The organism is Pseudobacteroides cellulosolvens ATCC 35603 = DSM 2933, from assembly GCF_001262605.1.
GTDB classification, from domain to species: Bacteria; Bacillota; Clostridia; order Acetivibrionales; family DSM-2933; genus Pseudobacteroides; species Pseudobacteroides cellulosolvens.
In genome coordinates, this window is record NZ_LGTC01000001.1 from 402,496 (window position 1) to 425,210 (window position 22,715).

A 22,715-nucleotide genomic window follows, 5' to 3' on the forward strand; every position below is an offset into this window, starting at 1 on the left:
AAAATTTCATGAGAATTGAAAGTGATTTTGTTATATGCAGGTACAAGCACTTAAACTACGTAAGTCACATAACATATACTAGTCACCATAATACCACAGGGGGATAAAAATGGGCAGCACAAAATTCACCATTATCGGAGGGGATATAAGAAGCATTAAACTTGCTAATTTAATCGCACTTGAAGGTTACAAGGTTAACATATATGGCTTTAACAATGCAAGCTTTAATACAGGTCTGTCGGAAAGCCCGGATATGAATACAGCTGTTGGGGAAGCAGATATTGTTATAGGTCCTCTTCCTTGCTCTAACGATAATGAAACTATTAATGCACCCTTTCATCAAGGAAAAATATACATAAACGAGGTATTCCAAATAATGAAAAAAAACCAGATTTTCATTGCTGGAAGAGTAAGCGGAAAGGTACAGCATTTAGCACAAATCTATAACGTTAATACAATTGATATACTTGAAAGAGAGGATATGGCTATTCTAAATGCAATTCCTACTGCGGAAGGAGCAATACAGATTGCGATGGAGGAAATGCCTATAACTCTCCATGACAGCAAATGTGTTATACTTGGGTTTGGAAGAATTGGCAAGATACTTGCAAAAATGCTTTATGCACTCGGGGCAGATGTATATGTTGAGGCAAGAAAGTTCTCAGATATAGCATGGATTAAAAGTTATGGTTATAAACCTGTATTATTGAACAATATTGACAGCATTATTCCTCAGGCAGATGCTATTTTTAATACAATACCAAGTATTATTTTAGATGAGAGTAAATTAAAGCTTGTAAATAAAGACTGTTTAATCATAGATTTAGCCTCTAAGCCTGGGGGAGTAGACTTTGATAAGGCCAAGGGAATTGGTGTAAAAGCTATATGGGCTTTATCCCTTCCTGGTAAGGTTGCTCCCATAACTGCTGCTAAGTTTATAAAAGAAACTGTTTTTAATATTATAGGCGAGTTGGGGGTATAGGATATGTTGCTTCAAGGAATAAAGGTTGGCCTTGCCATGACAGGGTCTTTTTGTACAATTGGAAAAATTGTTCCTGAAATTGAAAAGTTGGTTTCAGAAGGAGCAGAGGTTTTCCCAATATTATCGAATATTGTTGATGAAATTGATACCAGATTCGGTACAGCCAAGGATCTGAAAGACAAATTAAAGGCTATTACAGGAAAGGATCCTATGACAACAATAAAAGAAGTTGAACCTATAGGGCCAAAAGGCTATCTGGATGTTTTGGTTATTGCTCCGTGTACAGGGAATACACATTAAGTGCAAAAATTAATTATAATCTTATATAAAAAGCATTGACAATTTAGTGGGTAAAGTAATATAATGATATTAACAAATTGATAATAACAAAAAACGAATATTAATAAAGGTGATACTAATGAGTGAAGATACAGTGTTGAATAAACAAGGGCTTACAGAAGAACAGTTTTTAAATAGTTATGATGCTGCTAAGTATGAGAGACCATCAGTTACCGTTGATATGCTTATTTTTACAGTTACTGACGAAGAAAAGAAGAACTACAGGAAATTACCTGAAAAAGTTTTAAGGCTTTTGATGATTAAGAGGGGAGATCATCCTTTCATTGGACAATGGGCACTTCCCGGAGGTTTTATCAATATGGATGAAAATATAGATGAAGGGGCCTTGAGGGAGCTAAAAGAGGAGACGAACATTGACAATATATATATGGAACAGTTGTATACATGGGGGGATGTAGGAAGAGATCCGAGGACCAGAGTTATAAGTGTTTCATATATGTCGTTGGTAGATAGTAAAACTCTTGATATCAAAGCAAGTGATGACGCAGACGATGCTAAGTGGTTCACAGTAAAAAGCAAACTTATTAAAGAACAGAAAACTATGACTGAAAATGGATATATACTTCACAGGTTAAACAAGCTAAGCCTCAATAGTGATGAAGAAAACTTAACAGCTATTGTAAAAAACATAATAACGGTCCAGGGGAAAATAACAAAAGTAGAGAGTGAAGTAGTAGAATCCCACGGAATTGCATTTGATCATCCCAAAATAATTCAATACGCAATTGAAAGGTTAAGGAACAAAATTGAGTATACAGGTATTGCATTTAACCTTATGCCTGAAAAATTTACACTAACCGAGCTCCAGCAAGTTTATGAGGTTATTTTGGATACTGAGCTTCTTAAAGCCAACTTCAGAAGAAAAATTTCAGATATGGTAGTAGAAACAGACGAGTATACAAAGGACGCAGGCCACAGGCCTTCAAAGCTTTTTAAGTTTAACCCTGACTGGGTGGGAATAGGTTAGATCATTGTAAATGGTAGCTGAGATTATTGTGTTTATCAAATAGAAGGGAGATGTATTTTATGAAAAATTTAAATAAGGACGATTTTATAAAAAGGAGCACAGACACATTAGGAGAGATGTTTGATATGCTGACAAAGCTTCCGGTTATAAGATTTAAAGATTTGCAGATAGAAAAAACTGCACTTGTTATTGTGGATATGATTAATGGATTTGCCAGGGAAGGTGCATTAAAAAGCCCAAGAGTTGAGGGAGTTATACCTGAGATTGAAAAAATGTCAAAGGCTTGTGATGAAATGGGGATTAAAAAGCTTGCATTTGCAGACTGTCATACCGATGAGTCACCTGAGTTCGGTTCGTATCCAGTCCACTGCATGGCAGGAACCAGCGAATGGGAAATAGTTGATGAGCTTAAGGAAATCGGTGGGTATAAACTTATACCAAAGAATTCCACTAATGGATTTATTGAAGATGAGTTCCAAAGCTGGCTGGAAGAAAACAAAGACATAGATACATTTGTAGTTACAGGCGATTGTACAGATATATGTGTTCAGCAGTTTGCAACAACATTAAAGACATGGTTTAACAAACAAAACAAGAAGTCCAGGGTTATAATTCCCGTAAACGCAGTACAAACCTATGACTTAGGCATGCACAATGGTGATTTGATGCAGGTTATGGCACTTTATAATATGACAATAAACGGGGTAGAAATTGTAGGAGGTATAGAATAATGAATAAAATGAATTTGACAATGCTTACGGATTTTTATGAGCTCACTATGGCCAACGGTTATTTTGAAAATGGATTGAAGGATAAATGTGCTTATTTCGACATGTTTTTCAGGAAAATTCCTGATAACGGCGGCTTTGCCATAATGGCTGGAGTCCAGCAATTAATTGAGTATATAAAAAGTATCAGGTTTGAAGAAAAGGACATTGAGTACTTAAGAAGTAAAAACATCTTTAATGAACAATTTCTGGAGTATCTTAAAAACTTTAAGTTCAGCTGTGATGTATGGGCTATTCCTGAAGGGACCCCTATATTTCCGAATGAACCTATTTTGACAATAAGAGGTCCTGTAATAGAAGCACAGTTTATTGAAACAATGGTGCTCCTTACAATAAATCATCAGAGCCTTATTGCTACAAAGTCCAACAGAATTGTGAGAGCTGCTGCGGGCAGGGAAGTTATGGAGTTTGGCTCGCGAAGGGCACAGGGTTATGACGGTGCGATATATGGAGCAAGAGCTGCGTACATCGGCGGTTGTGTTGGTACAGCATGTACCATAGGTGATAGTGAATTTGGAATTCCTGCAATAGGAACTATGGCTCACAGCTGGATTCAGATGTTTCCAAATGAGATTGAGGCTTTCAGAGCTTATGCAAGAACATATCCAGACAATTGCACCTTGCTTGTAGATACATACAATGTGCTAAAGTCGGGCGTACCTAATGCAATTAAGGTATTTAATGAAGAAATTGTTTCTAAGGGTTTCAGGCCTAAAGGAATAAGGATAGACTCAGGTGATATAACATACTTATCCAGGGAAGCAAGAAAGATGCTGGATGAAGCGGGTTTTACAGATTGTAAAATTGTGGCTTCCAATTCACTTGATGAGTACATTATTCGGGACATATTAACGCAGGGAGCACAGGTGGACCTCTTTGGAGTAGGCGAAAGGCTTATAACTTCAAAATCCGAGCCTGTATTTGGAGGAGTTTACAAGCTTGTTGCTGTAAATGAAAACGGTAAACTATTGCCTAAAATAAAACTGAGTGAGAATGTGGGTAAGATTACTAATCCAGGATTTAAGCAAACATGGAGACTGTATGACAAGGCGTCGGGAAAGGCGATAGCAGATGTCTTAACAGAGTTTGACGAGATCATAGATGAAAACAAGCCTTATGAATTATTTGATCCCGAATATACCTGGAAAAGAAAAACGGTTACCAATTTTGAGGCGAAAAAGCTCCTTACCAGGATATTTGATAAAGGTGAATGTGTTTATGAAAGTCCTAACCTTAAAGACATTAAGGATTACTGTAAAGAACAGGTAGATACCTTGTGGGATGAGGTTAAGAGATTTGAAAATCCTCACAAGTACTATGTTGATTTATCAGTATCTATATGGCAAATGAAGGAAAGACTTCTTAAGGAGTTTTCAGTTTAGTCATGCTGCAGATGTGGCATTTTGAAAGAAGGGATAATAATGAATTATGTTGGATTAAGTAAGGAAATATCATATGCTTTAAGGCATGCACCATGGGAGTATGAACTTGAGCTGGATGAAAACGGAGCTGTAGATGTTCAGCAGCTTATTGACTCGTTAAGAGAAGATACAAAATGGCAGTTTGTAACCATTAAAGATATTTTGAAGTCTATGGAGTTATCGGATAAAAAACGATTTGAAATAAAAGATGGAAAGATCAGAGCTCTTTACGGGCATTCAATACCTCAAAAATTAATTAAAGAACCCCAGGAGCCGCCTGAGATCTTATATCATGGAACTGCAAGACGTTTTGTTGAATCCATAATGAAAGATGGGCTTTTGCCAAGGGGGAGGCAGTATGTACATTTGTCCTCGGATACCGCTACAGCATCAATTGTTGGAAAGAGAAGGGATTCTTCCCCGGTACTTTTAAAAATTTATGCTAAAAAAGCATGGGATGATGGTGCTAAGTTTTACTATGGAAATGAAACCATTTGGCTTGCAGATAACGTGGATAGCAAATACATAGAGGATTAATCTGAAAATTATCCACTTTAAAAGTATTAATAGTTTTTTTCTTTGAGCTGTTGCTTTGACATGCATGCTACGTTTTCCCAATCTTTAATAAAAATATTATAAAGATTAGGTCTTCTTCTTAATTATAATTTCGCACTGGTTTGTACTTTAGAATGTAAGTTATGTACAAATCATTATCGTTTAAGCCAACAGTGCTAGCTGCGAGCTGCAATGTGTGCCTGGTACCGCAAAGATAGGCATTTCCATCCTTATCCTCTCTGCATCCAGGGTTGTCTAAAATGACTATAATATTAGCCTTTGGGTTTCCCTCACCCCATATAATCCTGGACCTTTTTATGGTGTATTATACTTTAAATAAAGTTTGATTTATGAGTAAATAATAATGCATATTAAGATATAATACTTTTTATAGAAAGGGTTATTTGATGGAAAAATACTTTGTTGACCTGCATGTACATATAGGTCGTTCGTCAAATGGAAAAGAGATAAAAAAAGCAACAGCCAATAACTTAACTTTTGAAAACATTGCTCATGACTCATTAACAAAAGGCATCAACATAATAGGCGTGGTGGACTGTATTTCTCCTTATGTCCTTGAGGATATTGATGAAATGATCGAAAGAAAAGAACTGGTTGAGCTGTCAGAAGGAGGACTTAAGTATAGGGAAAAGCAGTGTATTATACCCGGTGCTGAGATAGAGACCCATGAGAAACATGGATGTAGTGCACATTCCTTATGCTTTTTTTCTACATTAAACAAAATAAAAGCTTTTTCAACAGAAATGAGCAAGCATATGAGGGATATTAGGCAATCAAGCCTTATGAGCAGGCTTACGGGGCAGGGGCTATTTGACATTGTTGATGGCCTTGGAGGGATTTTGATTCCAGCTCATGCATTTACACCCCATAAGAGTTTTTACGGAAATTGCTGCAGCTCTCTACATGAAATATTTAATGACAGATCCTTTTCTAAAATATTCACAGTAGAGCTAGGCCTGAGTGCAGATACAGCCATGGCTAGCCACTTAAGTGAACTGGATGGGAAAACCTTTATAAGCAATTCCGATGCTCACTCAATTCCTAAAATGGGAAGAGAATATAACATATTTGAGATGGAGAATGCCAACTATAATGAGGTTTTAAAGACATTGAAAAATGAGGGTGGAAGAAGGATTGCTGCAAATTATGGATTAAATCCGCTGCTCGGAAAATATCACCGTACATTTTGTGATGTTTGCAATAGGGTAGTGGAGGGAACTCCGCCTGTTTTAAAGTGTCCTGTATCGGATAGACATGCCGTAGTAGTAGGTGTGAGGGATAGGTTGGAACTCATTAGAGATAGGGATGAGCCCGATATTGATAGTAGGCCGCCATACATATATCAAGTACCATTGGAATTTTTGCCAAAGGTTGGTCCAAAAACAATTGAAAAACTGGTTGACAGCTTTGGCAGCGAGATGAATGTTTTGCATGATGTTAGCTTTGAAGAACTTGCAAAAGTGGTCAAGGAGGATATAGCGAGGAACATTGTATTGGCAAGGGAAGGCAAGCTTGGAATCGAGGTTGGCGGAGGCGGTGTTTATGGGAAAATTGAGTTGTAAATTATTGTTTGAGGTTACAAAACCCCACAGATGGTCAACGTCTGCGGGATTTTATATGTCTAGAATGTTGTTGGATTTTAGTAATTATTGTAGAAAAATAGTAGTTAGTATGGTACTATATTAAGGAAGTGAAATGCTATATAAACTTATGTTTTACAAAACATACAATGTTTTGAAGGGGTCTAGAGATGAAAGAAAAAAAAGAATCTGATTATGAAAAACAATTAAATACAAAGATTGAAGAGCGGCTAAGCAAGATGGAAAATTCAGATTATGTATTTGCAAAGCCTTTTAGTAAGAAAGATTATTTAATTACATTTGCAGTTGCTTTTTTCTGCCTTGTACTTATAATTATTGGTGCATATCTATAGTTAAAGATTATATAAAAAGTGATAAATCTATAAGATTATGAACACTTTTAATACAGAAAGAGAGATGTCAAAGTGGGGAATAATGTTAATCAAGAAGTAGAAAAAGAGGCAGTCTTCGGAATCGCACCTATACTACAAAACGAGAAAATATATAGTTTTTTTGATGCGTTTTTGGTGCTGTCAGGCTATTGTATTGCCACATGGAGTTATACTCAGGGGTCGTATCTGGCCACATTGGTAGGTTTTAAACAGTTATTAATCGGGGCTTTTCTGGGAGCCATTCTTATGCTGGTTATTTACCAGCTTCCAGTTATTTTGTCTGTCAGATATGGTATTGATATATGGATATGGCTGCGGTCTGTTTTTGGACAATTTGGAGTTAAAGTCATGACAGTCATTATTATTATCATAAATTTTCCATGGTATGCTGTTTGTGCAGACCTCTTTTCATCTTCAATGACAAATCTGGGGACACTTTTTGGAATAAAAATACCGGATTCATGGCATTCTCTTTTAGGAATTCTATGTGTATTGATTGGAACTTTTATTGCGTATAAAGGAATTGGTGCAATTACATGGACTACACGCATTTTAGTGCCTTTGCTTTTAGGGGTAGGGGTTATAGTGGTTATAGTAGGGTTTAACGCAGTACCCTTTGATGCAATATGGAATTATAAACCTACTAATACGGGATATTCAAAAAATATTATTCCTTATATTATTTCTATAGAAGCCAATTTTGCATTTGTTATCACATTGGTAGGAGGTATGTCAGGAGTACCAAGGCTTACAAAAAATGAGAATTCAGGGTTTTGGGCAGGAGTACTTGGACAAGGCCTATCAGGTTCCTTTTTCGTTGTTGTTGGTGCAGTGATGTCAATTGCTATGCAATATGTAACCGGTAAGATGGTAGATGATCCTACAATGATGCTTGCTACTTTATCAGTTCCGGCACTGGCCCTTGCTTCATTGCTGCTGGTTGCATTTGCAAATATCGGTACACAGGCTGTTGGTTCGTATCTATATGGTGTTATGTTGAAGTCTTCTTTTAAAAAACTGGATTACCGAGTACTTATCATGATATTAGCCTTGTACGTAGGCATTCTTTGCCTTTGGGGCAAGATTATTAAATATTTTGGCTCTTTTCTTACAATCAGTGCATGTATCTATGCACCTTTGGCTGCACTTTTGGTTGTAGATTTCTTCTTTGTTCGCAAACAGAAACTGGCACTTCGTTCGGCATTTGGCATGCCGGGATATCACGCTTATGATTATACACGAGGCATCAACTGGATTGGTTTTCTGTGTGTAGGAGCGGGTATCACAATGTCACTTCTTATTTATAACCCGATTAAGGCAGAGGTACATAATATGTTTCTATTTCGTTTTACACCTACAGGTTTTTCTTTCTTAGGAACCGGAATATTGTATTTCGTTCTTAGCAGGATACCAATTATACGCAAATATCTGCTTCGTGACAGGGAAGAACTTACTGTCTAATTGTAGAGTTGAAAAGAAAAAGGTTTGATAAGGGTACATTATGAAAAAGAATAAAAAGAACAAAAAGATTTTGATCGTTTTATGACGCCACCTAGGCAAAATGTTTTTTTCATGCCTATTATATGGCTTTATTGCTGGTGGGTAACAAGAAAAGCAAAACTTAGAATAAACAAGGTCCGAATGAATGGATTAAAGCCTCCATATTTAGTCCTTGGAACCCATCATGCCTTTATGGATTTTTGTGTAACACCATTAGCTTTATTTCCGTACAGGGCTAATTATGTTTCAGAATTAGAAGGCTTTGAGGCATATGGTGAATGGTTATATCGGCGGATTGGATGCCTTGGAACCAGGAAATTTGTTAATGATCTGGCTTTAGTTAAGAATATCAAAAGAGTGATTGACCGCAAGGGAATTTTGGTATTATATCCTGAAGCACGTTATGCCAATGTCGGAACATATTCTAAATTACCTGAATCTGTTGGCAAATTGGCAAAGATGCTAAAGGTTCCTGTTGTAGTGATAAATATGAGGGGAAATTACTTGCAGTCTCCAATATGGAATTTAACTATTCGAAAGGAAGCAATATTGGATGCTACCATTACCCAAGTATTTACCAAGGAAGAACTGGCTAAAGCAACTGTATCTGAAATAAACGATAAACTGCAGGAATTTTTGGTATATGATGAATATGCATGGCAGTATTTAACGAAACAGGCTATTACATATAAAAAACGTGCAGAAGGAATTGAACTGGCATTGTACCAATGTCCTGTTTGCAAGTGCGAATTCCAGATGGCGTCAGAAGGTGTAGAGTTATTCTGTAAGTATTGTGGTCAACGCTGGTATATGACGGAGTATGGAAAAATGGAGCATTTGCCTCTTAATCAGCATACAAAAAAACACACGATACACACGTTTTATTATGAAACAGGGGAAAGTGCTGTAGATTTTACCCATATACCGAATTGGTATGAATGGCAGCGAAATCAGGTTATTAAAGAAATTGAGAATGGTACATATTTTCTGGATGTGGAAGTGCATATTGAAGCATTACCTAACGCAGTGAATTTTATCGATCTTGGAGAAGGAAGATTGGTACATGATAAAAATGGGTTCAAATTGACATTTAAGAAATATGGGAGTAGCGAAGAGAAAACGCTGCACTTTTTACCAATTACCATGACTTCTATTCATACGGAATATAATTATCGTGGCAATGGGCAGTGTGTAACATTATCAACATTGGATGACACTTATTTTTTGTTTCCTAGGGGTGAAGGGTTTAATGCTACAAAAATTCAATTTGCAACAGAGTATTTATATGAAGTTGAGAAGGCAAAACAAGGCATCAAAATTGTGTAAACAATAGAATGTATTTAATTATTTTTAGTAATTTTGATAATATTTGTTGACAAAATTGGGAATAAACAATAAAATAATATTGTATATAAAAATCATCGTTATTAGATTATTAACACTTTTAATATAGATTGATTTTTATAAAATAAATTCGAAAGGAGTTGTTTTAATGTCTGTAAAAAATGTTGAGGTGGTTTTTAACTAATTGAATATCGGCAGAGGTTAACGTGATTGCCTTGTTAGTTAGGGCTGTTTACTGTTACCTGTGCAGCTTCTTTCGAGCAACCTAAATCGTGTAATAAAAATATCAGCACGCAATTGGTAGCGTGTTTTTTTAATGTTTTTATAACTTTGCCAATAATTGGTAGTGTGCCGTTTAAATCCCGCAGGTGGTCGATATCTGCGGGATTTTTATATTCTTTTTTGAGGAGTGATGAATTATGAAAAGAGCAAAAAGTACTTTTGAATATATGAGGGAAATACGCGGGAGCTGGGTGATAAACCCAAGAACCAGAGTACAGGACAACAATACAAAAAACAAAAAGAAACGCAGGCAGGAAGAAAAGAGAATGATAAAGGATGGGTTAGATTGATGAGTATAATAGATTATGGATGGGACGAGAATTTTTACAGTGAATGTAAAGAAAAGCAGGAGCAAGGCATGTTTCCTGCAAGGGTGATTGCCGATTACGGTCAAATTTTACGGGTAATTGCAGACTCTGGTGAACTGCTTGTTAACAGGCCGATTAATAAAAATGGGGATGGCATACAAATTGCTGTTGGTGACTGGATACTGCTGCAGTATGATGATGAAATCAGGTCGGAACGCATCTGTACAGTCTTAAAAAGGAAAACAAAGTTTTCCAGGGCTGCTGCAGGGATAGAGGTTAAGGAACAGATTGTAGCATCCAATGTTGATACTGTTTTTATTATACAGTCATTAAACAGGGATTTTAATATGAAAAGGCTTGAGAGATATTTGATAGCAGCGTGGAACAGCGGTGCTATGCCTGTCGTTGTTCTTACGAAGGCTGACTTGTGTGATGATGTGGAAAGTAAAAAGTCACTGGCATTTGAAACTGCACCAGGGGTGGAGGTTCATGCTATTAGCTGTGTAACAGGCGAAGGAATTGAAGAAATTAGAAAATACTTTGGAAGGGGAAAAACAGTAGCATTATTAGGATCCTCGGGGGTCGGCAAGTCAACCTTTGTCAATCTCCTTGCAGGAGGTGAGGTGCTTAAAACTCAAGATATAAGAGAGGATGACAGCAGGGGAAGGCACACAACTACTCATAGAGAATTGGTTCTTTTGCCTGGGGGAGGAGTCGTAATGGACACTCCCGGAATGAGGACGTTACTTCCTTGGAAGCAGATGAGGGAATGGAGATAATGTTTGGAGATGTGGAAGAGATCGTCAGGTCTTGCCGATTTTATGATTGCGGTCATGGAAATGAACCGGGTTGTGCGGTGAGGGAGGCTTTAGAATCAGGCAAGCTTGAGGAGAAAAGGTGGAATTCTTGGCTTAAGCTCCAAAAGGAAATGGCTCATCTTGAAGCAAAAAAGGAAGGCAAGTTAAGGCTTAAGGAGAAGCAATGGGAAGGCAGATAGCAAAGATTCAAAAGGAAAATAAGAAGTATTGAAGTTTCTGTATCCTTATAGAAAAGTGGTGTTTATATAAAGGCAAGATTGAAATATTACTTCCCGTTTTGAGCGTTTGTTCACGAGTTAAGTTAACTTAGAAAGCGAAATTATACGGGAAGTTATATTTTCAACATGATTAAGGAGTAGACACTATTTTTCAAAAAAGTTTTGTGTAAATATAAAATTATGATATAATTATAACAGTGTTATGTTGAAAATATATGTTTTTAGCATTAACAATAGATTAAAGTAAATGTTTTGGAATGTTCATTATGTGGTAAGTATTAAGTAAAGTTTTGATTAGATTTAACATGTCTCAATGCAGAGAACCTTAGTTTGAGGTTTTTTTAATGTCTGAGTAATTTTAGTGGTATATATTTCATATTGCTTCTTTGTAATTTTAGCATTGCTATGCTTTACTATATAATATCAAGAAAGGGTGGCAAAAAATGAAGGTGAATATTACGGAAACGGTGCTAAGGGATGCCAATCAATCTCTTATAGCTACAAGGATGCCATATAGTGATTTTGAAGGTATTCTTGAGAAAATGGATGACGTTGGGTATTACTCAATAGAATGTTGGGGAGGGGCAACTTTTGATTCTTGTCTGAGATATTTGAGTGAAGACCCATGGGAGAGGCTGAGGAAGCTTAAATCCAAGCTTAAGAAAACAAAGCTGCAGATGCTTTTAAGAGGTCAGAATATTTTAGGATATAAGCATTATCCGGATGACGTTGTAAGAAAGTTTGTGTCCTATTCAATAAAAAACGGAATGGACATATTAAGAATTTTTGATGCTTTAAATGACTTCAGGAATATTGAAGTAGCTGTCGATGAGACATTAAAATGCGGAGGTCATGCCCAGGGTACAATTTGTTATACAACAAGTCCTATTCATAATATGGATAATTATGCACAACTTGGAAAGCAATTAGAAGGCATGGGAGTCAATTCTATATGTGTTAAGGATATGGCAGGAATAATGGGACCTCAGGAAGCTTATGATCTCATTAAGGCATTAAAGGGCAAGGTAAAGGTACCGATTTTTCTCCATACACATTCTACAACAGGCCTTGGTCCAATCACTTATATGAAAGCTATAGAAGCTGGATGTAACGGTATTGATACTGCTATTTCCACTTTTTCAGGAGGTACTTCACAGCCGGCGACTGAAACACTTAACTATGCATTGAATCAAATGAGATACCAGACAGGCCTAAAAAGTGAGTTGTTAAAAACAATAAATGATTTCTTCAGGCCGGTTAAGGATAAATTCCTTTCTTCAGGGGTTCTGGATCCATATGTTCTTGGAACAGAAACCGATGCTTTGGTTTACCAGATACCTGGAGGAATGCTGTCAAATCTTATAGCACAATTAAAGCAGCAAAATGCCTTGGATAGACTGGATGAGGTTTTACAGGAAACTCCAAGAGTGAGAAAGGACCTTGGTTATCCTCCTCTTGTTACACCTATGAGTCAAATGGTAGGAGTACAGGCAGCTACAAATGTACTGCTGGGAGAGAGATATAAGGCAATATCCAAGGAAGTTAAATCATATGTAAGAGGTGAATATGGTAAAGCACCGGGTGAAGTGGATCCTGATCTTATCAAGAAAGTTTTGGGTGATGAAAAGCCCATAACTAAGAGATTTGCAGATACACTATCGCCTGAATTCGACAAGATGAAGAAAGAACTTAAGGGTATGTGCAAAACAGATGAAGATGTGCTTTCGTATATACTTTTCCCTCAGATTGCTGAGAAGTTCTTTAAGGAAAAGGAAGAGAAAACTGCAACCAAAGTTTCTTATTCAATTATGAAGGTATAAAAGGTGGTGTCGTGAATGACTTTATTAGATAGTTTATTAGTTTCAGTCTTCGGAATAACTGTTGTATTTACCGTTCTGATAGCATTAAGTTTTTTTATCAAGCTTCAGTCTGCTGTTGTAAGTGCTATTTCAAATGACAGTACCAAGGCAGTCAAAGAAGAAATAAAAACACATGATGCTTTAAAGGAGCAGGCTGCTGTTGATACAGGCTGGACTTCAGGAGAATTAAAGCTAATAGGTGTTGACGAAAAGACTGCGGCTATGATTATGGCTATTGTCAGTGATGAGTCAAAAATACCTTTATTAGAGCTTCAGTTTAAATCTATTCGTGCACTTGACTAATAAGGGATGATTTAAAGATTACTAATTGAATTATTATAATGGGAGAGTTGAATAAAATGAAATATATAGTAACCATTAATGGAAAAAATTATGAGGTTAAAGTTGAAAAGGGCCAGGCTACTATTGTAAAGACCACTGAAACAGCTGAAAAAGCATATGTATCTCAGACTGTTTCAGCATCTGCACAACCTGCAGTATCTTCACAGCCAGCAGCAGCAACTTCTGTTGTTTCAGGGGACGGGGAGCCGATTAAATCTCCAATGCCTGGTGTAATCCTTGACGTGAGAGTGTCAGCAGGTGCAACTGTTAAAAAGGGAGATATCTTATTTATACTTGAGGCTATGAAAATGGAAAATGAAATTGCGGCACCGGAAAATGGTGTTATTACAGCTGTTTCAATTGCTAAAGGCACTTCTGTTTCCACAGGTGATGTTCTTGCATTATTGAAAACATAAAGGAGGGGGAAAAAGTGTCTTTTTCATTTGTTGATACATTAGTTAAGATATGGAACGATTCAGGTTTTTCTGCTATTACATTGCAGCAGGGCATCATGGTATTAGTTGCTTGCGTGCTGGTATATCTGGCAATTGCAAAAAAGTTTGAACCTTTACTGTTACTACCTATAGCATTCGGTGTATTACTTGCCAATTTGCCCCTGGCCGGGCTTATGAGTCCTGAAGCCGACGGACAGCCAGGCGGTTTGTTATATTATTTGTATATGGGTGTCAAAAAGGGGATTTATCCTTCCCTTATTTTCCTTGGTATTGGTGCAATGACAGATTTTGGCCCATTGCTTGCCAGACCATCCAGCTTATTGCTGGGAGCCGCAGCCCAGCTTGGTATTTATATTGCTTTTGTAATAGCAATATTACTGGGATTTTCTCCTGAAGAAGCTGCATCAATAGGTATTATAGGAGGAGCAGATGGACCTACAGCTATATTCCTTACCACAAAGCTTGCTCCGCATTTATTACCTGCTATTGCTATTGCAGCGTATTCATATATGGCTTTGATCCCTATGATCCAGCCTCCGCTTATGAGACTTCTTACCACTAAAAAGGAGAGAGAAGTTAAAATGGAGCAGTTGAGAGAAGTATCAAAACTGGAAAAAATAATATTCCCAATTGCTGTAACCATTCTGGTTGTTATGCTTCTTCCATCAGTTGCACCCCTTATCGGTATGCTTATGTTGGGAAATTTATTCAGAGAGTCAGGTGTTGTTGAAAGGCTTTCTAGTACTGTTCAGAATGCACTTATAAACATTGTAACTATATTCCTTGGTACTACAGTTGGAGCTACTGCAGTTGCTGAAAACTTTTTGAAGCCATCAACGTTAAAAATAATTGCATTAGGGCTCATGGCATTTATGTTCAGCACAATAGGAGGATTGCTTTTAGGGAAACTTATGTGCTTTGTAACGAGAGGAAAGATAAATCCTCTGATAGGTTCTGCAGGCGTGTCTGCTGTACCTATGGCAGCAAGGGTATCACAGGTTGAGGGACAAAAAGCAAACCCATCAAACTTCCTTTTAATGCATGCAATGGGACCGAATGTTGCAGGAGTTATCGGATCTGCTGTTGCCGCAGGTTTTCTCCTGGCTGTGTTTGGTTAAGTAAAAAATAAATATATAGAATAAATATATATAGAATAAATATATAGAATTAATATAAAATGAAGGTAACCTTGAATGGGGTTATCTTTTATTTATGTCTAAAAAATTATGTTATAATATGTCTATAAATTAAGGGTTAGGGAGGGAGTTATGGATATAAGAGTATTGGGAAAAAATGATCTACCTCTGGCATCAAGCTTGGTTTGGAATGTGTTTAGCGATTTTGTAGCACCTGGATATGCAGAGGAAGGCATCGAAACTTTTAAAAAGTTTATTCAGCCGGAGGAGCTTGAGAAGTCTATTAACAGCGGTCGTTTTTTTATGCTGGGAGGTTTTGAGGAAGGAATACTTGCAGGGGTTTTGGCTATGAGGGATAACAATCATGTTAGTCTGTTTTTTGTAGATAAGGCATTCCACTGTCAAGGAATTGGAAGAAAATTATTTAATGATGCAGTAAGGATATGTATTAAGAAAGACCCAGAGCTAAATGAGATATCAGTAAACTCTTCTCCATATGCGGTTAGTATATACGGCAAGCTTGGCTTCCATAAAGAGGGCGAGGAAAACATTCAGAATGGGATTACTTACATACCTATGAAAATGGAAATTCAAAAGAATGATAAAAAGAATGTATCGTCTGAAGAAGTTAGACATATTAAGAAAAATGAATTAAGAGACCTGCTGTTGCTTTATAAAGACTTGAATAAGGATGATCGTGAGCTGAAAATTGATGAGTCGTTGATGAATTTATGGGATGAGATATTGAAGGATCCAAGTCAGAATTATCTTGTGTTTTATTTGGGAGATGTATTGGTTGCATCATGTGTGCTTGTTATTGTAAAAAATCTTACAAGAGGAGCCAGGCCATATGGTTTAATTGAAAATGTTGTTACACACAGAGATTGCCGAAGAAAAGGTTATGGTACCAGACTAATAAAAAGGGCAATTGATATGGCAAAGGAAAAAGGATGCTATAAGGTAATGCTTATGTCGGGAAGAGGCGAAGATACCCTCAAATTCTATGAACATATAGGGTTTGAAAGAGGTAAAAAAACTGGCTTTATAATCAGGTTTGATTAGTCGGTTAGCTGCTGTGCACCTTAGAATTTCTTAAATGCAAAGAAAACTGCACCTAAAATACAGATGAATGATAAAACATAATTTAATTTAAAGCTTTCCTTTAGGAAAAATACAGAGAAAAATCCAAAAACTACTAAAGTTATAGCTTCCTGAACAATTTTTAACTGTGCCGTATCAAAATTTTTTGATGCTATCCTATTGGCAGGGATCATCAGGCAATATTCAAAAAAGGCTATACCCCAGCTTAGAAGAATTATAAAGAAAATCGGCATTGAATTATTTTTATATTTAAGGTTTCCGTACCATGCAAAGGTCATGAAAACATTAGAGGCAACTAAAAGAAGAAAGGGCCAGTACTTACTTACAATTGACATCATAAACTACTCCTTGGTTTATCATAGGTTTACATTATGTATACAAAATACTCACAAATATGATAATACCACAAACCCCTAATAGATTTCAATACAAGTGAGTTTATGGGCAAATATGCTAATGCTATGCTGTTATTATATTGGACATATATATATGAAGTAATAGGCATTTTGCGTTTTTTATCGGATGATGCAAAATAATGGGTTTATTTGATAGTAAACGCTGGATTGTTTTTACTGCATTTTTTGGCGTCTAGTATAGAAGAAAACAACTTTGACTTCCATGTTTAGTTGTTATATATTTAACAATGATACTAAATTGTGAGGGGATGAAAGATGATTGAGCTTCTTAAAACGAGTATTGCAGGTGCAAATTTTATTCCCACCTCCATGCTTGTACTAATACTTTTGTATTGGCTAGCGGTTATTATAGGGGCATTGGATGTGCATTTATTCCATATACATATAGATACCGATATAGATACACACATAGATACACACATAGATACCGACTTAGATACTCATGTAGATACTCATGATGGAGGATTGTTTTACACAATATTGGCATTCTTAAAAGTGAAAGATATACCGTTTATGGTAATTGTAAGTATTATTGTGGTTGTCTTCTGGAGTGGAGCAATGTTTTTGCATTTACTGCCCATAAGGACAGGGGGACTATTAAATGCGGTTTTATTAATTCCAGTTTTTATATTTAGTGTAATATCATGCAGATATATTGCTATACCATTAAAGGGATTGTTTGGAAACAACGATAATCTATCTGACAGAGAAGTGATAATCGGAAAGGTTTGTATAGTTTTGTGCAATGTATTCGACGAAAGATTGGGGCAGGCTGAGGTAGCAAGTGATAATAAATCCTATGTTATAAATATTAAGTCAGCAGATGGAGCAAAGATTAATAAAGGTGAAAAAGCCTTTGTAATAAAGAAAGACAATGAAAAAAACTTTTATTTAGTTAAAAAATTTGAAGGGGTGGATTAGTTATGGATTATACAATTCAACTTATTGCAGTAATTGTGGTAGTGGTAATTATAATAGTTTTTGGGATTCTTGCATTATTTTCAAGGTTTTACAGGAAGGTTGACCAGGGTAAGGCTATTGTAAGAAATGGTGTTGGAGGTCCAGTTGTATCATTTGGAGGTATATGGGCCTAAAGAACAGCGTTTTATTGTCCGATGTTTTTTCGGTATATGAGTACAAGGATAAAACATTTACAAAGCTTGACTTGAGTCTTATTGATGATAAGCAGTTTATTGCTGATTTTAATGACCTATATAAATATTATAAAAATACATTTTTTTCCAAGTTTACTTTTAGGGGACCAACCCTTTACATGATTTTTCAGATTGGAAAGAATCCAACTGATATAAAGGTTTTCAAATGGGTGCTGAATGGGTCTAGCCTCACTTATGTGGATTCTCGGAGTGAGCATGAAGTAAGATTTGCTTACCCTAGTGATATAAATTGGGAGAGAACCAGAAGAGAAGATCATCGAGATGGTTTACACCCTCATATTTCTCTTAAAGATAAAGTTTTTGTAGAGACTCTTGATGGTGACCTGACAATTAAGATTGAAAATAATACCAATGTCGGCAAGGGTATTTATTCTGAACCCGTTGAAGACAAAGATCAGACGCTTGATGATGCGGAAGTTTATTATTCTGTAGTGGGATATCTTGTCCTTATTAAGATAAAACCATACAAAGAAGATGAGTTTAGATACTTTGTTTTCAATGAGAAGATTAAAAGTATTGAAAGAATAGATGCTATAAAAGATTCCTGTATACTTTTACCTGATGATCATGGACTTATTTTTCCAAAGGGCTATTATCTTAAAAGCGGAGAAAACAAAATCTTTGATGTGGCGTTGGATAAATGTATTTTTGATAGGAAAGTAGACTCAACTAATGGCGAAGATTTTCAGTATGTTTTCTATAATATGGAAAGCGGAACATATGTTATCTATACTTATAATATAATTGAGCAAAAGATTGAAACGCCTATATGTTGCTCAGGATATTCCTATTTTAAGAATGGTGAATTGATAGTTTTTAAGCATAATGATAGTCCTTGTAAAAACCACATGCTTCAAATATGGCAGACTCCTTTTGTAGGTAAAAACTTTGTCTTAGAGTCAAAGAGCGATTCTATGCTCTATAAGATCGGTAATAAAGAAATTGTAAGAGCTATGGCTGATTGTAGAAATGTTTACAACCTTATCCAAAAAGGTGAAGGTTATCAAGAGATATATATTGATATTGTAAAGGAATCAGAGCATATCGTAGATTCGTACTTTTGGCTGGATAAGGAAGAAGCTTTTAGTATTAAAACCGTTTTAAATGAGATAAAAACTACGGCTTCTTCAACAATTGCTGAATTTGAAAAAGTTATAAGTATAAAGACAAATACTAAAAAGCAAATTGATGATGCTTCTGATAAAACCAAAAAGCTATTAAATGATGTTGAGTTTGGGCATTTTAACTCTATTGATGAGTTTGTAAATATATTAGCAGCCTTAAGAACCCTAAGAGGTGAAGTTGTATCACTAAAAGACCTCAAATATGCAGACGTTATATGCATTGAAGCAATGGAGAAAGATATAGTAGAACAGAATGAATTGTTTTCCCAAAAGTGCATTGAATTTTTGCTAAGGGATGAGGGCTTAAAACCATATGTTGGCAAGGTACAGACTCTTTCGGAAAAAATTATTTCCATATCTAAATCATCTGATGGTAAATTGCTGTATGAGGAAATGAATAATACTTCATTGGATCTTGAGCTGTTAATTGATATTGTAAGTAACTTTAACATAGAGGACCCAACAAAAACTACTGAAATAATTGAAAAGATATCCGCCGTTTATGCTGCATTAAATCAATGGAAATCCAAAGTAAAATCAAAAGTGGATGAATTATTGAGGGGGGAAAGTCAGGCTCAATTTGCTTCACAAATGAAACTCTTAAGCCAATCGGTGGTAAATTTCATTGATTTATCCGATACTCCTGAAAAGTGTGAAACGTACTTAAATAAAGCAATGGTGAGCATCCAGGAATTAGAGAGCAAGTTTTCTGAATTTGATGAATATGTTTCAAAATTAACTCAAAAGCGGGAAGAAATTTATAATGCTTTTGAGGTAAGAAAACAGGCTATTATTGAAAATAAAAATAAAAAATTATTAGCTTTGTTTTCTTCATGTGACAGGATGTTAAAAGGTATTGAGCAAAGGCTTCAAGGTTTTGATACCGTAAATGAAATAAATGCGTATTTTGCTTCGGATATAATGATCCAGAAAGTAAGAGATATTATTGAAGAACTTTCAAAGCTCGGTGACAGTGTTAAGGCTGATGAACTTGCAGCGAGGCTGAAAACTGTCAAGGAAGAAGCTCTAAGGCAGCTAAAAGATAAAAAAGAATTGTATGTCGATAACAAAAATGTTATTAAATTTGGAAAACATCATTTTGCTGTAAATACCCAAAAAATAGATTTAGCATTGATTCCGAAAGAGGGATCGCTGAATATCCATATTACTGGGACTGATTACTGGGAGAAGGTAAGTCATGAGGAATTTAACAAGTTCAAGGGTATTTGGGAACAGACTTTAGTATCTGAAAATAGTGAAATTTATAGGGCAGAGTATTTGGCATACAGGATTTATGAATCATCAAAAAATGGGGTGATAGAAAACTTTGATACTTTAAGCAGATATTCTGATGAAGAACTATCGGATTTTATCAGAAAGTTTATGGAGCCGAGATATAATGATGGTTATACAAAAGGTGTTCATGATGTAGATTGCTTTAAGATATTAAAAGTACTTTTTGAACTTCGAAGAGAAATTGATCTTGTGGTTTTCGCTCCAAAAGCCAGAGCTTTGGCATTTCTGTTTTGGAGTAGTTACGAGGATGTTCAATTTAAGAAGATAATTAAAACCAGGCTTTCAGAATTGTCAAAAATATTTTTATACTTTAATACAAAACCTTCATTAGATGAGATTTGTGATGAACTTGCAGTAAAAATAAAGGATGCTTTAAGCAAGTACTCGTTTGTTGATGAGGCATATGTAAAAGAAGCTTCAGAATATTTGTGTTTGGAGCTTTTAAGGGGAGATTGCTTCGCAAAAAGCTTTGAGGTGCAGGAAATGCAAAAAGGTTTTATTGAAAATTTAAAAACTAAAAATGCTTTTGATGTTTTTAATGATTCACTAAAAGCCGTTTCCTGTGATTTGGAAGGTGCTTATTACCTTGTCAGGCAGTGGTACTATGCGTACATAGATGAAACAAAAAATAAAGATGGAATAGAGTTCTTAGACGAGTTTATCATATCTTTTATATTAAGTGGCAATATAAGATATAGAGAAATAAAAACAGGAACAAAGATTAACATAAAAGGGTTAATCGGTGTGCATCCCAATATTGTAAATGGCGAATATATGTTATCCTATAACAGCTTTATCAATAAGCTTGAATATTATTGCGAAAACACTGCACAAGACTTTGGCAAGTACCAAGAACTAAAAAATATTTATATTAAGAAGATAAGGGGAGAATTGCGTCTTGACGAGTTCAAACCAGCTGTACTATCATCATTTGTAAGAAATAAACTGATTGATGAAGTCTATATTCCGCTTATTGGAGACAATCTTGCAAAGCAAATAGGGGTAGCAGGTGATAATAAAAGAACTGACCTTATGGGAATGCTTTTACTTATTTCGCCTCCCGGATATGGTAAAACAACATTGATGGAGTATATTGCAAACAGGCTCGGCGTGATTTTAGTAAAAATAAACGGGCCTGCAATCGGAAATAGTGTAGTATCATTGGATCCCGATATGGCTAACAGTGCAAGTGCAAAAGCTGAACTAAGAAAGCTCAATATGGCTTTTAAAATGGGAAACAATGTCATGATTTATGTTGATGATATACAACATTGCAATCCTGAATTTTTGCAAAAGTTCATACCTCTTTGTGACGGTCAGCGTAAAATAGAAGGTGTTTATAATGGTGTTGGGCAATCATTTGATCTTCGCGGCAAAAAAGTGATTGTAGTAATGGCAGGTAACCCATATACTGAAAGCGGAGATATGTTTCAGATTCCTGATATGCTGGCTAATAGGGCAGATGTTTACAACCTAGGGGATATGCTTAGGGAAAATGAAAAAGCATTTAAATTAAGCTATTTAGAAAACAGCATCACATCCAATCCGGTACTTGGCAAGCTTTCCGGAAAGGGGCAAAAAGATATATATACACTTATAGACATCGCTGAAAATGGAATGAGAGAGGGCCTGGATTTTGAAGGAAGCTACTCAGCGGAGGAGATTAACGAATGTGTAGAAGTAATTAAAAAGCTAAACAGGGTAAGGGATATTGTATTAAAAATCAATATGGAGTACATACATTCAGCAGCTCAAGCTGATGAATACCGGAAAGAGCCGCCATTCAAGCTTCAGGGCTCCTATAGAAATATGAACAAGATTTCGGAAAGAGTCTTGGCCGTTATGAATGATGAAGAGCTAAACGGGGTTATTCTCGGTTCTTATGAAAATGATGCACAGACACTAACCACAGGGGCTGAAGCCAATTTGCTAAAGTGGAAGGAACTTGTTTTCGGTCTTGAGGAAAAAGAAGAGCTGCGTTGGAATGAGATTAAGGACATTTATAATAAAAACAGAATGGCAAAGAGCAGTAATAAGATTGACCAGGCTGTGATAAAATTGGGTGACTTTTCAGATAAGCTTGAATTGATTAGAGATGTGTTGGAAAAAGGATTTGGAAAGTAAGGGTTAGTATTAGGGGCGGATTGGTAAAATAATCCTCCCTTAATATATTACCAATATGTAGATTTAATTAATTAATAATTAATAATATTAAAAGGCAGCCTGCTGCATTATGTTTAATTAAATGCAGCAGAATGCCTTTTTCATTTTAATT

Annotated in this window: 22 protein-coding genes; 21 read left to right on the forward strand and 1 reads right to left on the reverse strand. The window is 35.9% G+C overall.

Annotated elements, in window-relative coordinates; translation table 11 throughout:
* Positions 1-109: 109 nt before the first annotated feature.
* The 18 genes from dpsA to Bccel_RS31160 all read left to right on the forward strand — a co-directional run bounded on the left by dpsA (position 110) and on the right by Bccel_RS31160 (position 16,390).
* Entirely contained in the window at positions 110-982 is an 873-nt protein-coding gene (gene dpsA / locus Bccel_RS01875) for a dipicolinate synthase subunit DpsA (RefSeq protein WP_036946333.1), read from the forward strand.
* A gap of 3 nt (positions 983-985) precedes the next feature.
* Entirely contained in the window at positions 986-1,282 is a 297-nt protein-coding gene (locus tag Bccel_RS01880) for a flavoprotein (RefSeq protein ID WP_036946690.1), read from the forward strand.
* Between the two features lie 118 nt (positions 1,283-1,400).
* Complete coding sequence (locus Bccel_RS01885) at positions 1,401-2,309, forward strand: NUDIX hydrolase (protein WP_036946335.1); 909 nt, start codon at positions 1,401-1,403, stop codon at positions 2,307-2,309.
* Between the two features lie 59 nt (positions 2,310-2,368).
* Positions 2,369-3,040, forward strand: coding sequence for a cysteine hydrolase family protein (locus tag Bccel_RS01890; protein ID WP_036946337.1), 672 nt, complete (start codon positions 2,369-2,371; stop codon positions 3,038-3,040).
* Positions 3,040-4,479 carry a nicotinate phosphoribosyltransferase gene (locus Bccel_RS01895; protein ID WP_036946339.1) on the forward strand — a complete coding sequence of 480 codons (1,440 nt, stop codon included), beginning with the start codon at positions 3,040-3,042 and terminating at the stop codon, positions 4,477-4,479. Before Bccel_RS01890 ends, Bccel_RS01895 begins: the two co-directional genes overlap by 1 nt.
* 39 nt (positions 4,480-4,518) lie before the next feature.
* Positions 4,519-5,055 (forward strand): RNA 2'-phosphotransferase, encoded by a 537-nt coding sequence (locus Bccel_RS01900; protein ID WP_036946341.1) that lies wholly within the window; start codon positions 4,519-4,521, stop codon positions 5,053-5,055.
* 425 nt (positions 5,056-5,480) lie between these two features.
* Positions 5,481-6,656, forward strand: a complete 1,176-nt coding sequence (locus Bccel_RS01905) for an endonuclease Q family protein (RefSeq protein ID WP_036946343.1) — start codon at positions 5,481-5,483, stop codon at positions 6,654-6,656.
* A gap of 188 nt (positions 6,657-6,844) precedes the next feature.
* Complete coding sequence (locus Bccel_RS31150; RefSeq protein ID WP_036946345.1) at positions 6,845-7,027, forward strand: hypothetical protein; 183 nt, start codon at positions 6,845-6,847, stop codon at positions 7,025-7,027.
* Positions 7,028-7,099: 72 nt separating this feature from the next.
* Complete coding sequence (locus tag Bccel_RS01915; protein WP_036946347.1) at positions 7,100-8,527, forward strand: cytosine permease; 1,428 nt, start codon at positions 7,100-7,102, stop codon at positions 8,525-8,527.
* Between the two features lie 180 nt (positions 8,528-8,707).
* Positions 8,708-9,892 (forward strand): lysophospholipid acyltransferase family protein, encoded by a 1,185-nt coding sequence (locus Bccel_RS01920; RefSeq protein WP_160317677.1) that lies wholly within the window; start codon positions 8,708-8,710, stop codon positions 9,890-9,892.
* 437 nt (positions 9,893-10,329) lie between these two features.
* Positions 10,330-10,482, forward strand: a complete 153-nt coding sequence (locus Bccel_RS30690; protein ID WP_162838925.1) for a hypothetical protein — start codon at positions 10,330-10,332, stop codon at positions 10,480-10,482.
* Positions 10,482-11,279 (forward strand): ribosome small subunit-dependent GTPase A, encoded by a 798-nt coding sequence (gene rsgA, locus Bccel_RS01925; protein ID WP_242856982.1) that lies wholly within the window; start codon positions 10,482-10,484, stop codon positions 11,277-11,279. Before Bccel_RS30690 ends, rsgA begins: the two co-directional genes overlap by 1 nt.
* A complete protein-coding gene (locus tag Bccel_RS31155; RefSeq protein ID WP_242856983.1) occupies positions 11,252-11,497 on the forward strand; it encodes a ribosome small subunit-dependent GTPase A in 246 nt (81 codons plus the stop codon). Before rsgA ends, Bccel_RS31155 begins: the two co-directional genes overlap by 28 nt.
* Before the next feature lie 482 nt (positions 11,498-11,979).
* Entirely contained in the window at positions 11,980-13,356 is a 1,377-nt protein-coding gene (locus Bccel_RS01930) for a pyruvate carboxylase subunit B (RefSeq protein ID WP_036946353.1), read from the forward strand.
* 15 nt (positions 13,357-13,371) lie between these two features.
* Positions 13,372-13,698: an OadG family protein gene (locus Bccel_RS01935; protein ID WP_036946356.1), complete on the forward strand. Its 327-nt coding sequence runs from the start codon at positions 13,372-13,374 to the stop codon at positions 13,696-13,698.
* A gap of 56 nt (positions 13,699-13,754) precedes the next feature.
* Complete coding sequence (locus Bccel_RS01940) at positions 13,755-14,153, forward strand: biotin/lipoyl-containing protein (protein WP_036946359.1); 399 nt, start codon at positions 13,755-13,757, stop codon at positions 14,151-14,153.
* 14 nt (positions 14,154-14,167) lie between these two features.
* Positions 14,168-15,310, forward strand: a complete 1,143-nt coding sequence (locus Bccel_RS01945; protein WP_036946362.1) for a sodium ion-translocating decarboxylase subunit beta — start codon at positions 14,168-14,170, stop codon at positions 15,308-15,310.
* A gap of 150 nt (positions 15,311-15,460) precedes the next feature.
* Positions 15,461-16,390, forward strand: a complete 930-nt coding sequence (locus Bccel_RS31160; RefSeq protein ID WP_242853230.1) for a GNAT family N-acetyltransferase — start codon at positions 15,461-15,463, stop codon at positions 16,388-16,390.
* A gap of 20 nt (positions 16,391-16,410) precedes the next feature.
* On the opposite strand, the gene Bccel_RS01960 is transcribed toward Bccel_RS31160, so the two are convergent.
* On the reverse strand, positions 16,411-16,767 hold the full coding sequence (locus Bccel_RS01960; RefSeq protein WP_036946365.1) for a DMT family protein: 357 nt from the start codon (positions 16,765-16,767) through the stop codon (positions 16,411-16,413).
* A 333-nt stretch (positions 16,768-17,100) separates the two neighbouring features.
* On the opposite strand from Bccel_RS01960, the gene Bccel_RS01965 reads away from it, so the two are divergent.
* The 3 genes from Bccel_RS01965 to Bccel_RS01970 are packed head-to-tail and all read left to right on the forward strand — an operon-like array spanning position 17,101 to position 22,564.
* Entirely contained in the window at positions 17,101-17,766 is a 666-nt protein-coding gene (locus Bccel_RS01965; protein ID WP_036946368.1) for an OB-fold-containig protein, read from the forward strand.
* Between the two features lie 2 nt (positions 17,767-17,768).
* Positions 17,769-17,939, forward strand: a complete 171-nt coding sequence (locus tag Bccel_RS30030) for a hypothetical protein (RefSeq protein ID WP_154673538.1) — start codon at positions 17,769-17,771, stop codon at positions 17,937-17,939.
* Positions 17,930-22,564: a DNA repair ATPase gene (locus tag Bccel_RS01970; protein ID WP_050752993.1), complete on the forward strand. Its 4,635-nt coding sequence runs from the start codon at positions 17,930-17,932 to the stop codon at positions 22,562-22,564. Before Bccel_RS30030 ends, Bccel_RS01970 begins: the two co-directional genes overlap by 10 nt.
* Positions 22,565-22,715: the final 151 nt, after the last annotated feature.